Source organism: Flavobacterium oncorhynchi (assembly GCF_002217355.1).
In the GTDB taxonomy this organism is placed as follows: Bacteria; Bacteroidota; Bacteroidia; order Flavobacteriales; family Flavobacteriaceae; genus Flavobacterium; species Flavobacterium oncorhynchi.
Genome location: NZ_MUHA01000007.1, coordinates 1 through 20,071, shown reverse-complemented (window position 1 = coordinate 20,071; position 20,071 = coordinate 1). Strand labels below are relative to the sequence as shown.

The window sequence follows — 20,071 nt, the reverse complement described above, 5'->3', positions numbered from 1 at the left end:
TTTTGTTAAAATCATATTTAGATGTTTTTCTTCCAATTTTAATCCTTCATTATTTATGAATTATTTTTTGATGTTTTTATACTTGAAACAAAGATTGAAATTAATTCATTTACTTCTTTTTTTGCTTTTGATAGATTTTCTAAATTGGATGTCAAGTTTGCTTTTCCAATTATTTTTAGACAAACAAAAGTCTCTCTTAATTCTTTTAAGCAAATCCCCATTTTATGAATAAAATCTTTTTTGCTCTCAGCACTCTGAGCTTCTCCATAATTTAAAGCTGGTGAAGTGCCTGAGCGAATTATTTGACCTGATAAATGATTTCCGGCGTAATTTTTTTCAAAATTACTTGCTACTACTATTATAGTTGCAGCAAATTCAATTAATCTATCTTCTAATTCTTGTTTAGTCATTCCTTAAATTCTTCCTTTTAACCATAAATCATTACACATCATAAATCAAAAATCGTTAATCAAAAATCTTAAATCTTTACCTCGATTTAAAATAGCCTAATAATTTGGTTACATAATTTTCGTCAACCCTTGTGTTTACAACGCCAGCTCCAGATTTACTGAAAATTTCTTTGAAATAATTAACTCTTTCAAGGTAATGTTTCTCGTAATTCATTCGCACGGTTTTTGAACCTGTATCGACCAGTTGAATTTTACCAGTTTCGGCATCAAGCATTGTGACCATTCCTAAATTTGGAATTTTTTCTTCACGCAGGTCGTATACTCTAACTCCTGTAATGTCGTGTTTTTTAGAAGCAATTTTTAAAGTCTGCTCATAATTTTCAGACATGAAATCAGAAATCATAAAAACAATTGCTTTCTTTTTCTGAGTTCCCGATAAAAATTTTAAGGCTTGAGCGATATCAGTTTTTTGACTTTTTGGTTCAAACTCGATCAATTCACGAATGATTCTCAATACGTGTGAGCGTCCTTTTTTTGGCGGAATATACAATTCTACGTTATCAGAAAAAAGGATTAAACCAATTTTATCATTATTTTGTGTAGCCGAAAAAGCCATCGTTGCCGCAATTTCGGTGACGATGTCTTTTTTAAACTGACTTTTAGATCCAAAACCTTCAGAGCCCGAAATATCAACCATTAGAACCATGGTTAATTCGCGTTCTTCTTCAAAAACTTTTACGTGGGCTTCATTGTAGCGTGCGGTAACATTCCAATCTATATTACGAATATCATCGCCATATTGGTATTGGCGCACCTCGCTAAAAGTCATTCCGCGCCCTTTAAATGAAGAATGGTACTCTCCCGAAAAGATATGATTACTCAGTCTTTTGGTTTTGATTTCTATTTTCCGTACTTTTTTTAAAAGCTCTTTTGTATCCATTATGATTGTTGATTGTTGATTAACGATTACTGATTTTAGATCTGAAATCTAAAATCTGCAATCTAAAATCTAAAATCTTTTTAAGGTACTTCAATCTCGTTTACGATTTTGTTGATAATGTCTACAGAAGTAATGTTTTCAGCTTCAGCTTCATACGTTATTCCAACTCTATGACGTAAAACATCATGTACAACTGCACGAACATCTTCCGGAATTACATATCCGCGACGTTTGATGAAAGCGTAACATTTAGCAGCATTTGCTAAATTGATACTTCCACGTGGAGATGCTCCAAAACTGATAAGAGGTTTTAAGTCGGCTAATTTGTACTTCTCTGGATAACGAGTAGCAAAGATGATATCTAAGATATATTTTTCGATTTTTTCATCCATATAAACTTCACGAACTGCTTCTTGCGCACGTAAAATTTGTTCTACAGAAACTACAGGATTTACTTTTTCGTAAGATCCTTTTAAGTTTTGACGAATTACAAAACGCTCTTCGTCGATTTTTGGATAATCAATTACAGTTTTAAGCATAAAACGGTCAACCTGTGCTTCAGGAAGCTGATAAGTTCCTTCTTGCTCAACAGGGTTTTGAGTCGCTAATACTAAAAACGGACGGTCTAGTTTGAAAGTAGTGTCACCAATAGTAACTTGTTTTTCCTGCATCGCCTCTAAAAGAGCAGATTGCACTTTTGCAGGAGCACGGTTAATCTCATCGGCAAGTACGAAATTAGCAAAGATTGGTCCTTTTTTAATAGAAAATTCGTTTGCTTTGATGTTGTAAATCATTGTTCCAATAACATCGGCAGGCAATAAGTCAGGGGTAAATTGGATACGGCTGAAAGATCCTTGAACTGCTTGAGACAAAGTATTTATTGCTAATGTCTTTGCTAATCCAGGTACTCCTTCAAGCAAAATATGTCCTTGACCTAAAAGACCAATCAACAAACGCTCGACCATATGTTTCTGTCCCACAATAACTTTGTTCATTTCCATTGTAAGAAGGTCTATAAAAGCGCTTTCTCTCTCAATTTTTTCATTTATCGCTCTAATGTCTAAAGTCGTTGTATTTTCTTCCATATAAATATTTTTAAAACCTTGATTTTTATGCCTGAATTTTGAGAGTGCAAATTGACTATTTTTTGAGAAGTAAGATGTTAAAGAATGGTTAAAACTTCGACCAAAGTTCTAATTTTAAGGACGAATTGTGAATCTATTTTTATATTTTTAAGAACTTTGATGATTATGCTTTTAAAAAGCATACATATTAGCAAAAATAATACAATAAAACCATGAGTAAAACAGCATTATCGCCTATTATTTCGGGCACTATGAATTGGGGAGTTTGGGATAAAAACCTAACAACTAAAGAGATGGAGAATATGATACAAATTTGTGTCGAAAATAAAATCACCACTTTTGATCATGCCGATATTTATGGAGGCTACACCACTGAAGCCGATTTTGGAAAAGCATTTAAAGCAAGCAAAATTTCGCGCGAAAAACTACAATTAATTACTAAATGCGGTATTCAGATGATTGCTGAAAGCCGTACTAACAAAATTAAGCATTACGATTATTCTAAAGAATATATTATTTGGTCTGTCGAAGAATCTCTTAAAAAATTAAAAACAGATTTTGTTGATGTGTTTTTATTGCACAGACCAAGCCCATTAATGCAGGCTGACGAAATTGCGGAAGCTGTTGAAAAATTAAAAGCAGAAGGGAAAATTGTTGATTTTGGACTTTCAAACTTCACCAGCTCTCAAACAGAATTGATCCGTCAGAAAACAGAAGTAAGCTATAATCAGGTTCAATTTTCTGCGACTCATTATGAAGCAATGGTTGATGGAAGTTTAGATTATATGCAAACGCACGGAATCCGTCCGTTGTCATGGAATCCACTTGGAACGGTATTTAGAGAAGACACGAAAAAAACGCGTCGTTTGAAAAAATTACTGGCAGATTTAGTTCAAAAATACGGTTTTGGTTCTGATACACTTTTGCTTGCTTGGATTTTAAAACATCCATCAGGAGTTATTCCAATTGCAGGAACAGTAAACATTGCTAGAATTCAAGCGTTAATGAAAGCGGTTGAACTGGAAATGGATAAAGAAGACTGGTTTGCGATCTGGACAGAAAGTATGGGCGACGATGTGCCTTAAATACAATATTCTAAAATGATACAACTAGAAAAGTTTGCTAAAGAGTTTTATCCAGAATTGATTAATTCCATCAAAAATGCAAAAGAATTAATGCAGTTTGGCGGACCAGAATTTAGTTTTCCGTTAACGGAAGAGCAAATAGATAAAACACTTTCTGATGAAAACAGAATTGCTTTTAGAGTTGTAAATACTTCTGATGATACTACAATAGGACATTCTGAAATTTATTTTAAAGAGGATTCTGCAAAACTGGGACGAATTCTTATCATTGATGAAAATCAAAGAGGGAAAGGTGTTGGTGAGCAAATGTTGATTTTATTGTTGAAGTTTATTTTTGAAAACCGAAAAGAGCGACATATCGAATTGAATGTTTTTGATTTTAATATTGGCGCTATAAAATGTTACAAAAAAGTAGGATTCAGTATAAATCCAGATAAAAAGCTAATAAGAGAAGTAGAAGGTGAAACTTGGACGGCGCTTAATATGGTGTTGAATTTGGAAATTTGGAAAAATAGGAATTAAAATATTTTGCGACAGATTAAAAGGATTCTCACAGATTAAAACATCATTTAAATCCTTTTAATCTGTAGTAAAATGAAAAAACATAAAATGAAAAAAACAGCCCTAATTACTGGAGCGACAAGCGGAATAGGAAAAGCAACCGCTCAAATTTTAGCAAAAAATAACTATAAAATTATTCTTTGCGGAAGGCGTAAAGAACGTTTAGAAGAATTAGAAAAAGAACTTTCTGCTTTTACCGAAGTGCATTCGCTTTCGTTTGATGTTCGTGATAAAAATGATGTTCTTGAAAAAATAGAATCCCTTCCTGCAGGTTTTTCAGACATTGATGTTTTGATTAACAATGCAGGAAATGCGCACGGTTTAGATCCAATTCAAACAGGAGATTTAGACGATTGGGATGCCATGATTGATATTAATGTAAAAGGACTTTTGTACGTTTCAAAAGCTGTAATTCCTAAAATGACAGCAAAACAATCTGGACATATCATTAATATTGGCTCAACTGCTGCAAAAGAAGTTTATCCGAACGGGAATGTGTATTGCGGAACGAAACATGCTGTCGATGCTATTACTGCAGGAATGCGAATTGATTTAAATCCGTTTGGAATTAGAGTTGGAGCCATTCATCCCGGGATGGTAGAAACAGAATTTAGTGAAGTGCGTTTTAAAGGAGATGCCGAAAGAGCTTCAAATGTTTACAAAGGTTTTGATCCGCTGCAGGCAGAAGATATCGCAGATATTATTCATTTTGTAGTTTCAAGACCATATCATGTAAATATTGCCGATTTAGTTGTGATGAGTACAGCACAAGCATCTTCGACTATTGTTAAAAGAGACTAATTTAGATTTTTTAGATTAACTTAGACTTCTTAGATTTGAAGTTTATTACGGTAAAAATCTGAGGAGTCTAAAAGTCTAAGCTAGTCTAATAATCTAAAAAAGAATGATCAATAAACGCCTTTTAATAAAAAACCTACTTGCTCACAATGACGAGAGCAGTTTTTATGATAAAAAAAGGCAGTTGAATTTGCATTCCAGAGAAGGAAAGGGCAAGTTTTTGAAGCACATTTGTGCATTATCAAACTCAAATCCAACCAATAATTCTTATATCGTTGTTGGTGTTGAAGATCATGATAATGAGATTGTAGGAGACGATTTTTTTGATGACAGCCGTATTCAAAATCTTGTAAATGCTTTCCTTGAAAACCCTCCTAAAATTCAATATGAAAATGTACCGTTTCCAAATCTGCCAAAAGATAAAGTAGTTGGATTAGTTACGATTAAACCTAAAAGCAAAATTTCCTATTTCAAAAAAGGAATTCACACCATTCTTGCTAACAGTATTTTTGTGAGACGAGGTAGTAATTCGATTCCTTTAGAAATTAGTGAAGAAGTTGAAAAAAATTATCAAAATACAGAAACGGTAATTGGTATCGAAAATAGTTCCCGAAACAGTATTCAATATACACTGGACGGCGTAATTGATTTTATGAATTTCAGGCACAAAGATATGTCGCCCAAATATTACGTTTTTAAAGAATTATTTGTGATTTGCTGGGCTGGAGTTCCTAAAAAATCTCGCGATAAAACATTCTTGTCTCGAGTTGATATTGAATTAATCAACGAGCAAATTAAACTGTTTTATTCGGCACAAGATGTTGTTACGATTGTTTACGACGATGATAGTTTTACGATAACAGAATATGTGCCGCTTGGGTTAAACGATAAAACAAGTTATTATCCTTTAGAAAAACAAACGATACATTTTTTTGATAATGGCTACTATAAAATTGATCGCGAAATACTTTTTCAGCCGCCAGAATTCAATCGAAAAATGCTTTACCATATTTACAATTCGAATATGGCATTACTTCAAAAATTGCAAAAGGGGATTGCTTTATCGGAACGGGAATTAAAAGATTTGGAGAACCTTCCTTCGACTTTTATGATTTGTTATTTGAATGGTTTCGAAGAAGCTAAGCAAAAGCTGATAGATGCTAAGTTATTGTTGAAACCTTTTGGGCAAGTGTATTTGTCTTTTAAAGAAGCTTTACGTGTTTTGCGCAAAATGAAATATGATGTTCAGTAGGTAAGGTGCTGAGGTTCTTAGGTACTGAGGCTCTAAGTTTTTTTCTGTAGAGACGCACTGCAGTGCGTCTAACTTAATAAGGTGTATCTGTGTAAATCATTGAAAATTTAAATATTTACTGACTTTATCATAAGGAAACAAAATCTTTTTTGGACCATCGGCGTAAGATGCAGCTTCGTAGGAATTATAGTAAAGAAGCAAGCCTTTGTCTGTATAGAAAATGTTCTGAGGCAAATGAAATTTATCATTTTCAAACATTAATCCTGTTGCGTTTATATTTGATTTTTGCGGAATTTTATATTGAGTTCTGAATTCCTTTTCGGCGAAAGCCAGAAAAGCTGCTTCATTTTTAAAAAGCTGATTGTTAAAAATGGTTTTGCCTGTTTTTAAATTAAAAAGTAAAGATCGAAATCCTTGGTAACCATGTGCTCCTCCAGTAAAAGTATAATGATCAATCTTAATATTTAAAATTTGATCTGATTCAAATTCTACATTTCCAGTTATTTTTCCTTCCCAGCCAAAAGTGTCATTTGGGAATTTTTGATGCATTTCTTCATAGGATGTAATAAAAGATTTTGACAATGATTTATAGTCATTCACTTTTATAGAGTCTTCTCCAAAATAAATGATTTCTTTTACCACCGCAAAAACTTTTTTGTTGATACTATCAGCTGCAAGCGAACTATTTTTTGCTATCGGAATATCGATGCTGATTTTTGGGCAGTCATTTTTGCACGGAATAGTTGATTTTTCTTCAAACGTTTCATTTTCAAATGAAAGTCCTTTATTGCAGCTTATAAAAATCAAACACAAAAAGATTAAAAAAGAACAATGTTTCATATCAATAAGTGTTAATTAAATACAAAGGTAAGAAGTTGTGTCACGATAAAATAAATTAAACGGTAAATTTGTGCTGTAAATAAAGATCTAAAATTTATAACGATATGAAATTCAATACTAAGGTAATACACGGTGGTCAGCATCATGATCCAAGTACGGGAGCTGTTATGCCTCCGGTGTATCAAACTTCAACTTTTATTCAAACAAGCCCAGGGAAACCTTTGGCTGATTACGAATATAGCCGAGCGTCAAACCCAACTCGAAGCGCTTTAGAAAATGCATTAGCAAGTATTGAAAACGGTACTCGCGGTTTAGCTTTTTCATCTGGTTTAGCAGCGACAGATTGTATTTTAAGATCGTTTAAAGCTGGCGATGAAATTATAGCAATGGATGATTTATATGGAGGAACATACAGAATGTTTTCTCGTATTTATAAAGATTCTGGAATTAAATTTCATTTTGTAGATATGACAGATATTGAAAAATTGAAGTCATTAATTAATGAAAACACGAAACTGGTTTGGGTAGAAACGCCTACAAATCCGTTGATGAAATTGGCAGATATTGAGGAAGTAGCCAAAATCACAAAAGAGAATAAAATTTTGTTTGCCGTTGATAATACTTTTGCAACACCTTATTTGCAAAAACCTCTTGATTTAGGAGCAGATATTGTGATGCACTCCGCTACAAAATATTTAGGCGGACATTCTGATGTTATAGCCGGTGCTTTAATTGTAAAAGATGAGGCTTTGGGAGATCAACTGCATTTTCAACAATTTGCAACTGGTGCTACACTTGGACCAATGGATAGTTTTTTGGTTTTAAGAGGAATCAAAACACTTTCGTTAAGAGTGCAGAGACATTGTGAAAACGGAGAAAAAGTGGTGGAGTTTTTAAGCAATCATCCAAAAATTGATACTGTTTATTATCCGGGATTAAAAAGCCATCCGTTTCACGAAATTGCTAAGAAACAAATGAAGGCTTTTGGCGGAATGGTTTCTTTTACTTTTAAATCAGGTAAAAAAGAAGATTCTATTGCATTTCTAGAGAAATTAAAAGTTTTTACTCTGGCCGAATCTTTGGGAGGAGTAGAGTCTTTGGCGAATCATCCAGCTTTAATGACACACGCTTCTATTCCAGCTGATAAAAGAGCCGAAGTTGGTATTACTGATGATTTAGTTCGATTAAGTGTAGGTATTGAAGATGCCGAAGATTTAATTGCAGATCTAGAACAAGCTTTAGCATAAAGGTTAAATTTTCAAATAAAAAATCCCAAATTCCAATCTTAACTATTTTGGAATTTGGGATTTTTTTTGCCTATTTTTTTAGAAATCTAAATAATAAATGTATCCCAGATTAAACCAGATTTGCGAATCGTTTGATTTGTTTTCTTTGTAAATGTCTTTGTTTGGATTTAAACCATCAACCCAGTCAGAATTAAAGACTTGAAAACGCGCTTCAAACATTAAGTCACTCATATTGGTTAATTTATAGTGAACACCTGCGCCCGCAGTTGCTGATAAAACTAAATTACTTTCGGTTGAATAGCCATGTTCATGACCATCAGAAGGAGTTAGGTATTTTAATGGCGTTGTTTCTATAGTTCCTAATTCACCTAAACTAGATTTTGTTTTAGTTGAATAATAACTTACGAGAAAGCCCAAACTTATATATGGACTTAAACTTCCCGGACTATTTTCGTAATCGTGTATTTTCATAAAAGGAGAAAACTCTAATTGCGGCCCTAGATTTATCGTGCTTGTGCTTCCGCTCATGGCTTTAAGTCTTTGGACTCCTAATGTTGGAGGATTTTTACTAACCCATTTACCAAAATGATGAAGATTGGTTTTGGTGAATGAAAACTCAGTGCGTATTTTGAAGTGTTCTGAAAAAAAATGCTCTTTGTTATTATTTGAAGAAAAGTTGAGAAAGTGAATGATTCCTACGCCAAAACCTGTGTTGGCAACATTTGTGTCAAAGTTATTTCTTTCACCATAATCTGATTGAAAAGTTACGGGACCAAACATAATTCCTATTTCATGTGCAAGAGATGACTGCGCATTTATTGTTGAAATTCCAAACAAGGCGAAAATAATGAAATATAGGCGTTTACACATTTTTAAGGCTTTGAAATATTGGGTAAATATATAAAAAACGTGATCTATTCAAAATATTATGATCTTCTATTAGAAAATTGGTAACAAAACACTTAATTTTCTAACTTTAAGTACTGCAATTGGATGTAAATTCGAAAGGGAAAAATTGTATTTGATTGTTTGTTTAGAAATAACACAATTCTTCTTCAAAAACGAAAAAAAATAACAATGCATGATCATTTTGATGTATCTTTGTCAGTTGTAACGAAAACGTTTTCTTAAAACGTATTTTCTTATTTTAAAGGGTTAAAAGTTAAACTATTATTTGAATAATTTATTTAAAAAAATGGAACAAAAAATAAATGAATTTATGGCTCAAGTTGAGTCAAAAAATCCAAATGAGCCAGAATTTCTTCAAGCGGTTAGAGAATTTGCAGAAACCGTAATCCCATTTATCGCAGAACGTAAGAAGTATGATGGAAAAAATTTACTTCTTAGAATTGCTGAGCCGGAAAGATCTATAATCTTTAGAGTTCCGTGGGTTGACGACAAAGGAGAAATAATTGTAAATAGAGGTTTTAGAATTCAAATGAATTCTGCAATTGGACCTTACAAAGGAGGAATTAGATTTCATCACACAGTAAACTTATCTGTTTTGAAATTCTTGGCCTTCGAACAGGTTTTTAAAAATAGTTTGACAACACTGCCAATGGGTGGTGGAAAAGGAGGTTCTGATTTTGATCCTGAAGGAAAATCTGATGGAGAAATCATGCGTTTCTGTCAATCATTTATGACGGAATTATGCCGTCATATTGGTCCAGACTTAGATGTTCCTGCTGGTGATATTGGTGTTGGAGCAAGAGAAATTGGTTACCTTTTTGGTCAATACAAAAGAATTAGAAATGAGTTTACTGGAGTTTTAACTGGAAAAGGAATTGCTTACGGTGGTTCTTTGATTAGACCAGAAGCTACAGGTTACGGAGTTGTTTACTTTACAGATCAAATGCTTCGTACTATTGGACACGATATTAAAGGTAAAAGAGTTGCTATTTCTGGATTTGGAAATGTAGCTTGGGGAGTTGCCTTAAAAATAAACGAATTAGGAGGTAAACTGGTTACTATTTCTGGTCCTGATGGTTATATTTATGATGAAGAAGGAATCTCTGGCGAAAAAATCGATCATATGGTCGAAATGAGAGCAAGTGGAGATAACAGAGCCGAAAGATATTTAGAGAAATATCCAAATGCTGTTTTCCATAAAGGAAAAAGCCCTTGGGAAGTAAAAGTGGATATTGCTATTCCTTGTGCTACTCAAAATGAATTAAATGGAGATGATGCTCAGAAACTTATTGATAATGGCGTTTTATGTGTAACTGAAGCGGCAAACATGCCTTCGACTTTAGATGCTATTAAATTGTTCTTAGACAATAAAGTGCTTTTTGCTCCAGGAAAAGCAGCTAATGCTGGTGGAGTTGCAGCGTCTGGATTAGAAATGACACAAAACTCAATTCGTTTGAACTGGACAAGTGAAGAAGTAGATTTGAGATTAAAAGATATCATGGTTGGAATTCACAACCAATGTAAAAAATACGGTGCAGAAGAAGATGGTTATGTAAACTACGTAAAAGGAGCTAACATTGCCGGATTTGTTAAAGTTGCCGATGCTATGCTTGCTCAAGGTGTAGTGTAAGATTAATTACAATTGAAAAATGCTCTCATTTGTCTTTCAGGATGAATCGAGAGCATTTTTTTTGTGCAGCAACAAAAATTAAATGTACTTGTTTATAGTATATTTGTCTATCTGAATATAGTAATAATGACAAGAAAGGCGCTGTACATTTTGTTTTTGACTTTGTTTCAATTTGGTTTTGCTCAAAGTCAATTGTCATGGCAGGGTTATTTTTCTTTAAATGAAATTAAAGATATTTCAGAGTCTCCAAATACAGTTTTTGCTGCATCAGAAAATGCATTGTTTTTTAAAAACGCCGCATCAAATGTATTGAAGACAAAAACAACCGTCGATGGTCTTTCTGGGCAGACAATTTCTGCCGTTTATCATAGTGAAGCTTTCAAAAAAACAATCCTTGGTTACGAAAATGGTTTGATGATTATTATTAATGATGCTGACGGAAGTATAACCAAGAAAGTCGATATTATAAATAAACAGCTTCCTTCAAATTTAAAAAAGATCAATCATATAATGGAGCATAACGGATTGCTCTATGTTGCGTGCGATTTTGGAATTGTACAGTTCAATTTGGCGACATTGCAGTTTGGTGATACTTATTTTATAGGAGATAATGGTGCTGAAATAAGCGTAAAGCAAACCGCTTTTTTTAACGGTTTTATTTTTGCGGCCACCTCGTCAGGAATGAGAAAAGCAGATGCAGCAAGTGTTAACCTAAACGATTTTAGTCAATGGACTGTTGTAAATGCTGGGGATTGGTCAAGTGTTGAGGCTTTAGATTCAGAGCTGATAGCAATTAACGCTTCGGGTTATGTTCATCGTTATAATTCAATTAATTTTATTGGGTTTTTACAACTTCCCCAGTCTTCTTCTGATATGCGGGCAGTAAACCACAATTTGTTTATTACAATCCCTAATACAGTATATGTTTATAATAATCAGATGATTTTAAGTCGTCAGATTTCAAATACCCAGGTTCTAGATAACAGCTTAGTTTTTACCTGCGCCACAGTAGTTGGAGATTTATTATATATTGGAACAAAAGACAAAGGATTGATGACTTCTTCGCTCAGCAGTACTGGAGTTTTTGTAAATAGTACGCCGGCAGGACCTTTTAGAAATAATATTTTTTCATTAGATGTTACGCCAAATGTGCTTTGGGCAGTTTACGGAGATTATGATACTTATTACAATCCGTATGATTTGGATAGTTATGGAATTAGTAAATACGCATCTTCCAGCTGGTCGAATATTCCATATTCTGACGTGCTTGATGCAAAATCAATAACAAGAATTATTGTAAATCCTAAAAATGAAAAACAAGTTTATGTAAGTTCTTTTTTCTCAGGTTTGCTTCGAGTAGAGAATGATGTTCCTAGCTTTTTGTATAACGAAAAAAACAGCGGTTTAGAAAGCATAACTTATGAAGGACCAAATTATAAAGATGTTCGTATAAATGGAACCGCATTTGATAAAACTGGAAACCTCTGGATAACAAACAGCAGGATTAAAAACGGACTGAAAGTTTTGAAAGCAAACGGACAATGGCAGAGTTACGCAACCAGCTCAATTTTGAATAATGCAGAAACAACCAGTTATGCTAATATTGTTATTGATAGAAATAATACCAAATGGATTTCGACAAGTAACGAAGGTGTGATTGCTTTTAACGAAACTACAAATACATTCAAGAAAATGACATTTGGAGTTGATGCAGGAAATTTACCAGCTGCAGATGTGAGATCTGTGATAATAGATACTAAAAATCAACTTTGGATAGGAACTACAAAAGGATTAAGAGTTTTGTCAAACGTGGGAAGTTTTCAATCTGACAGCCAGTTAAAAGCAAATCCGATCATTATCATGGAAGATAATTTGGCTCAAGAATTAATGTACGAACAGTTTATTACTTCTATAGCGGTAGACGGATCAAATAATAAATGGATTGGAACGGCTGATTCTGGAGTTTTTATGGTTTCGCCTAACGGGCAGGAAACAAAATATCATTTTACTATAAATAACTCGCCAATGCCAAGTAATATGGTGAATGATATTAAGATTAATAGCGTAACTGGTGAAGTTTTTATAGCAACCAACAAAGGAATGATTTCGTTTAAAGGAGTTGCAACTGGAGCCAATGATGATTTGAGCAATGTTTATGTGTATCCAAATCCAGTTCGCCCAACCTATTCAGGAACCGTAAAAGTGGCTGGATTGTTAGATAAAGCCAATGTTAAAATTACTGATATTGAAGGAAATCTTGTTTTCGAAACTACTTCAGAAGGCGGTACAATAGAATGGGATACAACCGCTTTTGGTAAATATAAAGTAGCCTCTGGTGTGTATATGGTTTTTATCTCAGCGCAAGACGGAGGAGAAACAAAAGTTAAAAAAGTGATGATAATTAGATAATGTGAAAATTGAGATAATTAGATAATTGCTAAATAACTAAGAAGATATAGGCAAAAGTTTATAGTCAAAATTCTAACAATCTAAGACGTCTAAAGTCTAAGAAGTCTCATAATCTAAAAATATAAAAGTGCTCGTTAAAACAAAAGCCATAGTAATTTCCTCTTTAAAATTTCAAGAAAAAAGCCTGATCGTAAAATGTTTTACGCTTTCAAGCGGCTTGAAGTCTTATTTTGTGCGTGATGCGTTTTCCAGTAGAAAAGCGAGTCAGAAAATTGCTTATTTTCAGCCATTGTCTATTTTAGAAATTGAAGCTGTGCATAAAAACAAAGGCACTTTAGAAAATTTTAAAGAGATAAAAACCGCAGTTCCTTTTCAAAGCATTCATACAGATCTTGTAAAAAGTACAATGGTAATGTTTCTTTCAGAAGTGCTTCATTATTCTATTCAGGAAGAAGAAAAAAACGAATCACTTTTTGTGTTTTTAGAAACTGCATTGACTTGGCTGGATCATCATGATGAAATCTCGAATTTTCATTTAATTTTACTTTTAGAAATTACAAAATATCTAGGCTTTTATCCAGATGTTTTAGAAATAGATCTGCCACATTTTGAGATGAATGATGGAGTTTTTACACTTTTTTCAGGTGGAAATACACTTTCCGAGCACGAAACCAATTTGCTGAAAAAATTACTCGATTTAAAATTTGATAACGATCAAAAAGTTTTTCATGTTTTAGAAAGACAAATTCTGCTAAAAATTATTATTGATTACTATAGTTTTCATTTAGATGGATTCAAAAAGCCGAAATCTTTAGAGATTTTAAAGGAAGTTTTCTCTTAAATCAGCCAAAAGGCTGTTTTTTTTTGCGGAATCCACGTGAAATTACCTGTTATTAGTCTTTTTTCCGTCATCTTTTCTCTATTTCCCTCAAAATTCCTTACTTTCGCACCTCGTTTAAGAAAAGGATAAAATGAGCACAAAATTTACTGAATACAAAGGACTTGACTTGCCAACTGTAGCGTCTGAAGTTCTTGATTTTTGGAAGAAAGAAAATATATTTGAAAAGAGTGTAACTACTCGCGAAGGTGCAGAACCTTACGTATTTTTTGAAGGTCCGCCTTCAGCAAATGGATTACCAGGAATTCACCACGTAATGGCACGTGCGATTAAAGATATTTTTTGCAGATATAAAACTCAAAAAGGTTTTCAGGTAAAAAGAAAAGCTGGATGGGATACTCACGGTTTGCCTGTAGAATTAGGTACGGAGAAAGAACTAGGAATTACAAAAGAAGATATTGGTAAAACAATTTCTATCGAAGAATATAACGAAGCGTGTAAAAAAACCGTTATGCGTTATACCGACGTATGGAATGATTTGACCGAGAAAATGGGTTATTGGGTAGATATGGAAGATCCATATGTAACTTATAAACCAAAATACATGGAATCTGTTTGGTGGCTTTTGAAGCAAATCTACGATAAAGGTTTGTTGTACAAGGGATACACGATTCAGCCATATTCTCCAAAAGCAGGAACTGGATTGTCTTCTCACGAAGTAAATCAGCCTGGAGCTTATAGAGATGTTACAGATACTACAATTGTAGCGCAATTCAAGACTTTGCCAGAAACGCTTCCGAGCTTTTTACAAGGTTTTGGAGATATTCACATTTTGGCTTGGACGACAACGCCTTGGACATTGCCATCAAATACAGCTTTGACAGTTGGACCAAAAATCGATTATGTTTTAGTAAAAACTTTCAATCAATATACTTTTGAGCCAATCAATGTTGTTTTGGCTAAAAACTTAGTTGGAAAACAATTCGGAAAAGGATTTTTCTTAAGTGAAGACGATGCTGATTTTGATAACGTTAAAAACGGCGATAAAAAACTTCCTTATAAAATCTTAACTGAAGCAAAAGGGGCTGATTTAGTAGAAATCCGTTACGAGCAATTATTGCCTTACGTATTGCCATATCAGAATCCTGAAAATGCATTTAGAGTAATTGCCGGAGATTTCGTTACTACCGAAGACGGAACAGGAGTTGTACATACAGCCCCAACTTTTGGTGCAGATGATGCTAAAGTAGCAAAAGAAGCAAAACCAGAAGTTCCGCCAATGTTGGTTTTAGACGAAAACGGAACTGCTGTTCCTTTAGTAGATTTGCAAGGAAAATTCACTTCGCATGTAGGTGAACTTGCTGGTAAATACGTGAAAAACGAATATTATGATGCAGGTCAGGCGCCAGAGCGTTCTGTTGATGTTGAAATTGCTATTCGATTAAAAGAAGAAAATAAAGCCTTTAAGGTTGAAAAATACGTACACAGTTATCCACACAGCTGGAGAACTGATGAACCGTTATTATATTATCCTCTAGACTCTTGGTTCATTAAAGTAACCGATGTAAAAGATAGAATGTTCGACCTGAACGAAACTATCAATTGGAAACCTAAGTCTACTGGTGAAGGACGTTTTGGAAATTGGCTTAAAAATGCTAACGACTGGAACTTATCTCGTTCTAGATATTGGGGAATTCCGTTGCCAATTTGGAGAACTGAAGACAAAAAAGAAGAAGTTCTTATTGGTTCTGTAGAAGAATTGTACAATGCGATCGAGAAATCTATCGAAGCAGGTTTTCAAAAAGAAAATCCATTCAAAGGTTTTGAAATCGGAAATATGTCTGAATCTAATTATGATTTAATTGACTTGCATAAAAATGTAGTTGATCAGATTACTTTAGTTTCAGCTTCAGGACAGCCAATGAAACGCGAAAGCGATTTGATTGATGTTTGGTTCGATTCTGGAGCAATGCCTTATGCACAATGGCATTATCCTTTTGAAAACAAAGATAAAATTGATGATAATAAAGATTTTCCAGCGAATTTCATTGCTGAAGGTGTTGATCAAACGCGTGGATGGTTTTATACTTTGCATGCTATCGGAACCTTGGTTTTTGATAAAGTTGCCTATAAAAATGTAGTTTCGAATGGTCTTGTTTTAGATAAAAACGGACAAAAAATGTCGAAACGTTTAGGGAATGCAACAGATCCTTTTGAAACCATTGCAGAATATGGTCCTGATGCTACACGTTGGTACATGATTTCAAACGCAAATCCTTGGGATAACTTGAAATTTGACATCGAAGGAATTGCTGAGGTTCGTCGTAAATTCTTCGGAACTTTATATAACACGTATTCATTCTTCTCATTATATGCTAATATCGATGGATTTAAATACGCTGAAGCGGAAATTCCGTTAAACGAAAGACCAGAAATCGATCAGTGGATCATATCTGAACTGAATACTTTAGTAAAGTTTGTTGATGAATGTTATGAGGATTATGAGCCGACAAAAGCTACAAGAGCTATCTCTGAATTCGTTCAGGAAAACTTAAGTAACTGGTATGTTCGTTTATGCCGTCGTCGTTTCTGGAAAGGAGAATATGCTAAAGATAAAATTGCAGCTTACCAAACGCTTTATACTTGTTTATTAACGATAAGCAAATTAAGCGCTCCGGTCGCTCCTTTTTTCATGGATAAATTGTACAGAGATTTGACCGCTTCGACGGGAACCGAGGATTTTGCTAGTGTTCACTTGGCTGAATTCCCAAAATTTGTCGAAAACTTTGTTAATAAAACGTTAGAGAGCAAAATGCAGAAGGCGCAAACGATCTCATCTTTGGTTTTATCTCTTCGTAAAAAGGAAATGATCAAGGTGCGTCAACCGCTGCAAAAGGTAATGATACCAGTACTTGACGAGAATCAGAGAGCTGAAATTGAGGCTATTTCTGAGCTTGTAAAAGCCGAAGTAAACGTGAAAGAAATCGTGCTTTTAGATGATGATTCAGGTATTTTGGTAAAACAAATTAAACCTAATTTTAAAGCATTGGGACCTCGTTTTGGAAAAGATATGGGTCTGATTTCTAAAGAGATACAAGCTTTTTCAGCAGAACAGATTAATCAGTTAGATAAGCAGGGAACGCTGGATATTGTTATTTCTGGAAATAATGTAACTTTATCATTAGAAGACGTCGAAATAACATCGCAAGATATCGAAGGATGGCTGGTTGCAAATTCAAATGGAATTACAGTTGCGCTTGACATTACAATATCTGAAGAATTGAAAAATGAAGGGATTGCGAGAGAATTAGTAAACAGAATTCAGAATATCCGTAAAGATTCAGGATTTGAAGTTACTGATAAGATCAAAGTTCAAATTAAACGAAATGGACTTTTAGAAGAAGCTATTTTGAAAAATGAAGACTATATTAAGTCTGAGACATTAACAGATGATTTGGTTTTTGTAGACGCTTTAGAAAACGGCACAGAAATTGAGTTTGATGATATTAAAACAGTGATATTAATTTCAAAATAAGATAAATACTATGATAGATGAAATTACAAGATACTCTGACGCTGATTTGGCGGAGTTCAAAGAAATAATACAAAGCAAAATAAAAAAAGCACAAGAAGATCTTGATTTGATCAAGAGTGCTTATATGAATGATTTGAATAACGGAACTGACGATACTTCTCCAACTTTTAAAGCTTTTGAAGAAGGAAGCGAAACAATGTCTAAAGAGGCAAACTCTCAGTTGGCTATCAGACAAGAAAAGTTTATTCGCGATTTAAAGAACGCGCTATTCCGTGTTGAAAATAAAACATATGGTATTTGCAAAGTAACAGGTAAATTAATCAGCAAAGAAAGGCTTAAAATCGTTCCTCATGCAACAATGAGTATCGAAGCTAAAAATTTGCAGAGATAATAAATATCTATCCAAAAAATAACGCTCCTTTTAGGGGCGTTTTTTTTTGTTTAATGTTTTTGAGAAATAGTAATACTGTTGTTTAGATCTATTTGAAAGAATTTATTTTCAAAGTAAAAGATAGCTGCTGTTTTTTTGATTTACTTTTTGTAGGAATCGTAATTGCAGAGGCAAAATAAGTATGTTTAAATTAGAACTGCCCAATTTCAGACAGTTCTAATTTTAAGAATAATGAAAATTAAGCAAGATTTTTTTCTAAGTCTGCTTTGTGTTTTCTTAAAACTGCTCTTGTCATTCCAAGATTTGCTTTTTGTGCATCAGCAGCTAAATAAATCATGAATTTTTTGTTAGGAGAAATGTCGATAACGTGAATTTGATTTGAAAGCGTAATTAAAATATCCTCAATGTCTTGATTTAAGTTTAAAGCTTTCACAGCATTTAGTTTAGCCTTTACGACTTCAAGGTTGTAAGCTGCTGCTAATTCTGGATCAAAAGCGGGATCAATAGTTAAATTACCAAAGCTTAATCCTGACTCAATTTCAGTTACAGATACAGCAATAAAGCCATTTACATTAGTTTTCATTTCATTTAAAAACACGTTTAAAAAATCGTTGCTCATAGTTTTTGGGTTTGTGGTTAATAGATTTATGTTATTTCAATAGGGAATTTTTGCTAAGTTCTGATGATAGTTCGTCAGTTGAACGCATTAATAAGGCAAGGTTGCTTCCTTCTTTTGAAAACACAATGACGAAATTCGTACCGCTTATTTTGTTTCCAATAACTACACCTTCAGAGGTTTTTAGATAAAGTTGTTTAAGTAGTCCTTTTTCTAGATCAAGGAGAAACTTTTCGCTCATTGATAAAATTGCTGCACTCATAGCAGCAACACTGTCTCCATAATCTAAATTCAGAGAGGTGATCAGTTTTCCTTTTCCGTTTAAAATTAAAGCCGCAGTTGCTTTGGTAGTGGTTAAAAAGTCATTTAGTGCAGAAGTGATTTCGTTCATATTTTTGTAGGATTAAGGATGTTGTTAAAAATAGGTGGTATTTCACATCGGTTCGGCAATTTTTTTATTGTAATAACTAAACAATTGTTAATTTTATTAACAAATATAAATTAAAATATGTATCATTGTAATATCAAATCGTTATTATTTTATTTTTTTTACTTATAAAACTTACAGTATGGCTAAAGTATTGAAATTCAAAGATGTAAATTCTGATGTTGAAAGCAGAATGAAGGAATTTGAGAAGTTAAGAACAAAATTTAAATCTGATTTGAACAAAGCTGCGACAAAAAAAAGTACCGCAGGAGCAGAAGGAAAAGGGCTGCTTAAATCTATTTCTAATTTTTTTGCTGATAGTCCTGCAACAGCAAAAAAGTAGATTTTCGGGTTGCGTTTAATGAAAACTGATGAGGTTTAGATTTATGGCAAAGAATTAACGTTCCTTTAGGGACGTTTTTTTTGATTTAATTACTATTTTTGCCCATCAAAATTCCTTAAAATGTCATTACGAAAAGCGTATTTCCTTATATTTTTAGTTTTAATTGTCGATCAGCTTTCAAAAATCTATGTAAAAACAAACTTTGTTTTAGGTGAAGAAGTTGTAATTTTTGATTGGTTTAGAATTCATTTTATAGAAAATGAAGGAATGGCATGGGGGACAAAAATACCAGGAGAATACGGAAAACTAATCCTTACAGTTTTTAGAATTTTTGCCGTATTCGGAATTGGATGGTGGCTTTCGGATGCTATAAAAAAACGTCATTCTACTTATTTGATTGTTTCTATCGCATTAATATTTGCTGGAGCAGCGGGTAATATTATAGATTCTGTTTTTTATGGAGTAATTTTTGACGACAGTACGCATAGTTTGGCAACAATTTTTTCGCCTGAGCCATACGGAACATGGTTTCATGGTTTGGTGGTTGATATGTTTTATTTTCCAATTTGGGAAGGTAATCTGCCTTCTTGGATACCTGTTTTTGGCGGAAAACATTTTATGTTTTTTAATGCTATTTTTAATGTTGCCGATATGGCTATCTCTACAGGAGTTGGAATATTATTAGTTTTTAATAAAAGAGCATTTCCAAAACACGCATAAATATTTCAAAATAGTAAAATTCCAAATTCCAATAT

General features: G+C 33.4%; 19 protein-coding genes. 12 read left to right on the top strand and 7 right to left on the bottom strand.

Features of this window, described 5'->3' with window-relative positions; translation table 11 throughout:
* Positions 1–53 precede the first annotated feature (53 nt).
* The 3 genes from B0A75_RS05515 to B0A75_RS05505 form a co-directional block, all read right to left on the bottom strand.
* Positions 54–410, bottom strand: coding sequence for a four helix bundle protein (locus B0A75_RS05515; RefSeq protein ID WP_089053299.1), 357 nt, complete (start codon positions 408–410; stop codon positions 54–56).
* A 76-nt stretch (positions 411–486) separates the two neighbouring features.
* Positions 487–1,350 (bottom strand): DUF58 domain-containing protein, encoded by an 864-nt coding sequence (locus B0A75_RS05510; RefSeq protein ID WP_089053298.1) that lies wholly within the window; start codon positions 1,348–1,350, stop codon positions 487–489.
* Positions 1,351–1,430: 80 nt separating this feature from the next.
* Positions 1,431–2,435 carry an AAA family ATPase gene (locus B0A75_RS05505; protein ID WP_017497457.1) on the bottom strand — a complete coding sequence of 335 codons (1,005 nt, stop codon included), beginning with the start codon at positions 2,433–2,435 and terminating at the stop codon, positions 1,431–1,433.
* 212 nt (positions 2,436–2,647) lie between these two features.
* Here B0A75_RS05505 and B0A75_RS05500 point away from each other — a divergent pair, with 212 nt between their 5' ends.
* The 4 genes from B0A75_RS05500 to B0A75_RS05485 all read left to right on the top strand — a co-directional run bounded on the left by B0A75_RS05500 (position 2,648) and on the right by B0A75_RS05485 (position 6,131).
* Entirely contained in the window at positions 2,648–3,520 is an 873-nt protein-coding gene (locus tag B0A75_RS05500) for an aldo/keto reductase (protein WP_089053297.1), read from the top strand.
* Positions 3,521–3,535: 15 nt separating this feature from the next.
* Positions 3,536–4,042, top strand: coding sequence for a GNAT family N-acetyltransferase (locus B0A75_RS05495; RefSeq protein ID WP_089053296.1), 507 nt, complete (start codon positions 3,536–3,538; stop codon positions 4,040–4,042).
* Between the two features lie 87 nt (positions 4,043–4,129).
* Positions 4,130–4,882 (top strand): SDR family NAD(P)-dependent oxidoreductase, encoded by a 753-nt coding sequence (locus B0A75_RS05490; RefSeq protein ID WP_089053785.1) that lies wholly within the window; start codon positions 4,130–4,132, stop codon positions 4,880–4,882.
* 103 nt (positions 4,883–4,985) lie between these two features.
* Positions 4,986–6,131, top strand: a complete 1,146-nt coding sequence (locus B0A75_RS05485) for an ATP-binding protein (RefSeq protein WP_089053295.1) — start codon at positions 4,986–4,988, stop codon at positions 6,129–6,131.
* A 96-nt stretch (positions 6,132–6,227) separates the two neighbouring features.
* On the opposite strand, the gene B0A75_RS05480 is transcribed toward B0A75_RS05485, so the two are convergent.
* Complete coding sequence (locus tag B0A75_RS05480; RefSeq protein WP_089053294.1) at positions 6,228–6,971, bottom strand: DUF3298 and DUF4163 domain-containing protein; 744 nt, start codon at positions 6,969–6,971, stop codon at positions 6,228–6,230.
* 104 nt (positions 6,972–7,075) lie between these two features.
* Here B0A75_RS05480 and B0A75_RS05475 point away from each other — a divergent pair, with 104 nt between their 5' ends.
* Complete coding sequence (locus tag B0A75_RS05475; RefSeq protein ID WP_089053293.1) at positions 7,076–8,218, top strand: cystathionine gamma-synthase; 1,143 nt, start codon at positions 7,076–7,078, stop codon at positions 8,216–8,218.
* Between the two features lie 78 nt (positions 8,219–8,296).
* Here the strand turns inward: B0A75_RS05475 and B0A75_RS05470 are convergent, their stop codons facing one another.
* Positions 8,297–9,088: a THC0290_0291 family protein gene (locus B0A75_RS05470; protein WP_089053292.1), complete on the bottom strand. Its 792-nt coding sequence runs from the start codon at positions 9,086–9,088 to the stop codon at positions 8,297–8,299.
* A gap of 325 nt (positions 9,089–9,413) precedes the next feature.
* Between B0A75_RS05470 and gdhA the strand changes: the two genes are divergently transcribed.
* From gdhA to B0A75_RS05445, 5 genes are all read left to right on the top strand, one after another.
* Entirely contained in the window at positions 9,414–10,757 is a 1,344-nt protein-coding gene (gdhA, locus tag B0A75_RS05465; protein WP_089053291.1) for an NADP-specific glutamate dehydrogenase, read from the top strand.
* A gap of 126 nt (positions 10,758–10,883) precedes the next feature.
* Positions 10,884–13,166 (top strand): type IX secretion system anionic LPS delivery protein PorZ, encoded by a 2,283-nt coding sequence (gene porZ, locus B0A75_RS05460; RefSeq protein ID WP_089053290.1) that lies wholly within the window; start codon positions 10,884–10,886, stop codon positions 13,164–13,166.
* 127 nt (positions 13,167–13,293) lie between these two features.
* On the top strand, positions 13,294–14,007 hold the full coding sequence (gene recO / locus B0A75_RS05455; protein WP_089053289.1) for a DNA repair protein RecO: 714 nt from the start codon (positions 13,294–13,296) through the stop codon (positions 14,005–14,007).
* A 130-nt stretch (positions 14,008–14,137) separates the two neighbouring features.
* A complete protein-coding gene (gene ileS / locus B0A75_RS05450; RefSeq protein WP_089053288.1) occupies positions 14,138–17,539 on the top strand; it encodes an isoleucine--tRNA ligase in 3,402 nt (1,133 codons plus the stop codon).
* Positions 17,540–17,549: 10 nt separating this feature from the next.
* A complete protein-coding gene (locus B0A75_RS05445; RefSeq protein WP_089053287.1) occupies positions 17,550–17,930 on the top strand; it encodes a TraR/DksA family transcriptional regulator in 381 nt (126 codons plus the stop codon).
* Between the two features lie 238 nt (positions 17,931–18,168).
* Here the strand turns inward: B0A75_RS05445 and B0A75_RS05440 are convergent, their stop codons facing one another.
* Positions 18,169–18,549, bottom strand: a complete 381-nt coding sequence (locus B0A75_RS05440) for a hypothetical protein (protein WP_089053286.1) — start codon at positions 18,547–18,549, stop codon at positions 18,169–18,171.
* A gap of 31 nt (positions 18,550–18,580) precedes the next feature.
* Positions 18,581–18,937, bottom strand: coding sequence for a roadblock/LC7 domain-containing protein (locus B0A75_RS05435; RefSeq protein WP_089053285.1), 357 nt, complete (start codon positions 18,935–18,937; stop codon positions 18,581–18,583).
* Between the two features lie 178 nt (positions 18,938–19,115).
* On the opposite strand from B0A75_RS05435, the gene B0A75_RS05430 reads away from it, so the two are divergent.
* Together B0A75_RS05430 and B0A75_RS05425 are read left to right on the top strand one after the other, a co-directional pair.
* On the top strand, positions 19,116–19,316 hold the full coding sequence (locus B0A75_RS05430) for a hypothetical protein (protein ID WP_089053284.1): 201 nt from the start codon (positions 19,116–19,118) through the stop codon (positions 19,314–19,316).
* Positions 19,317–19,436: 120 nt separating this feature from the next.
* Positions 19,437–20,036, top strand: a complete 600-nt coding sequence (locus B0A75_RS05425) for a lipoprotein signal peptidase (RefSeq protein ID WP_089053283.1) — start codon at positions 19,437–19,439, stop codon at positions 20,034–20,036.
* Positions 20,037–20,071 lie beyond the last annotated feature (35 nt).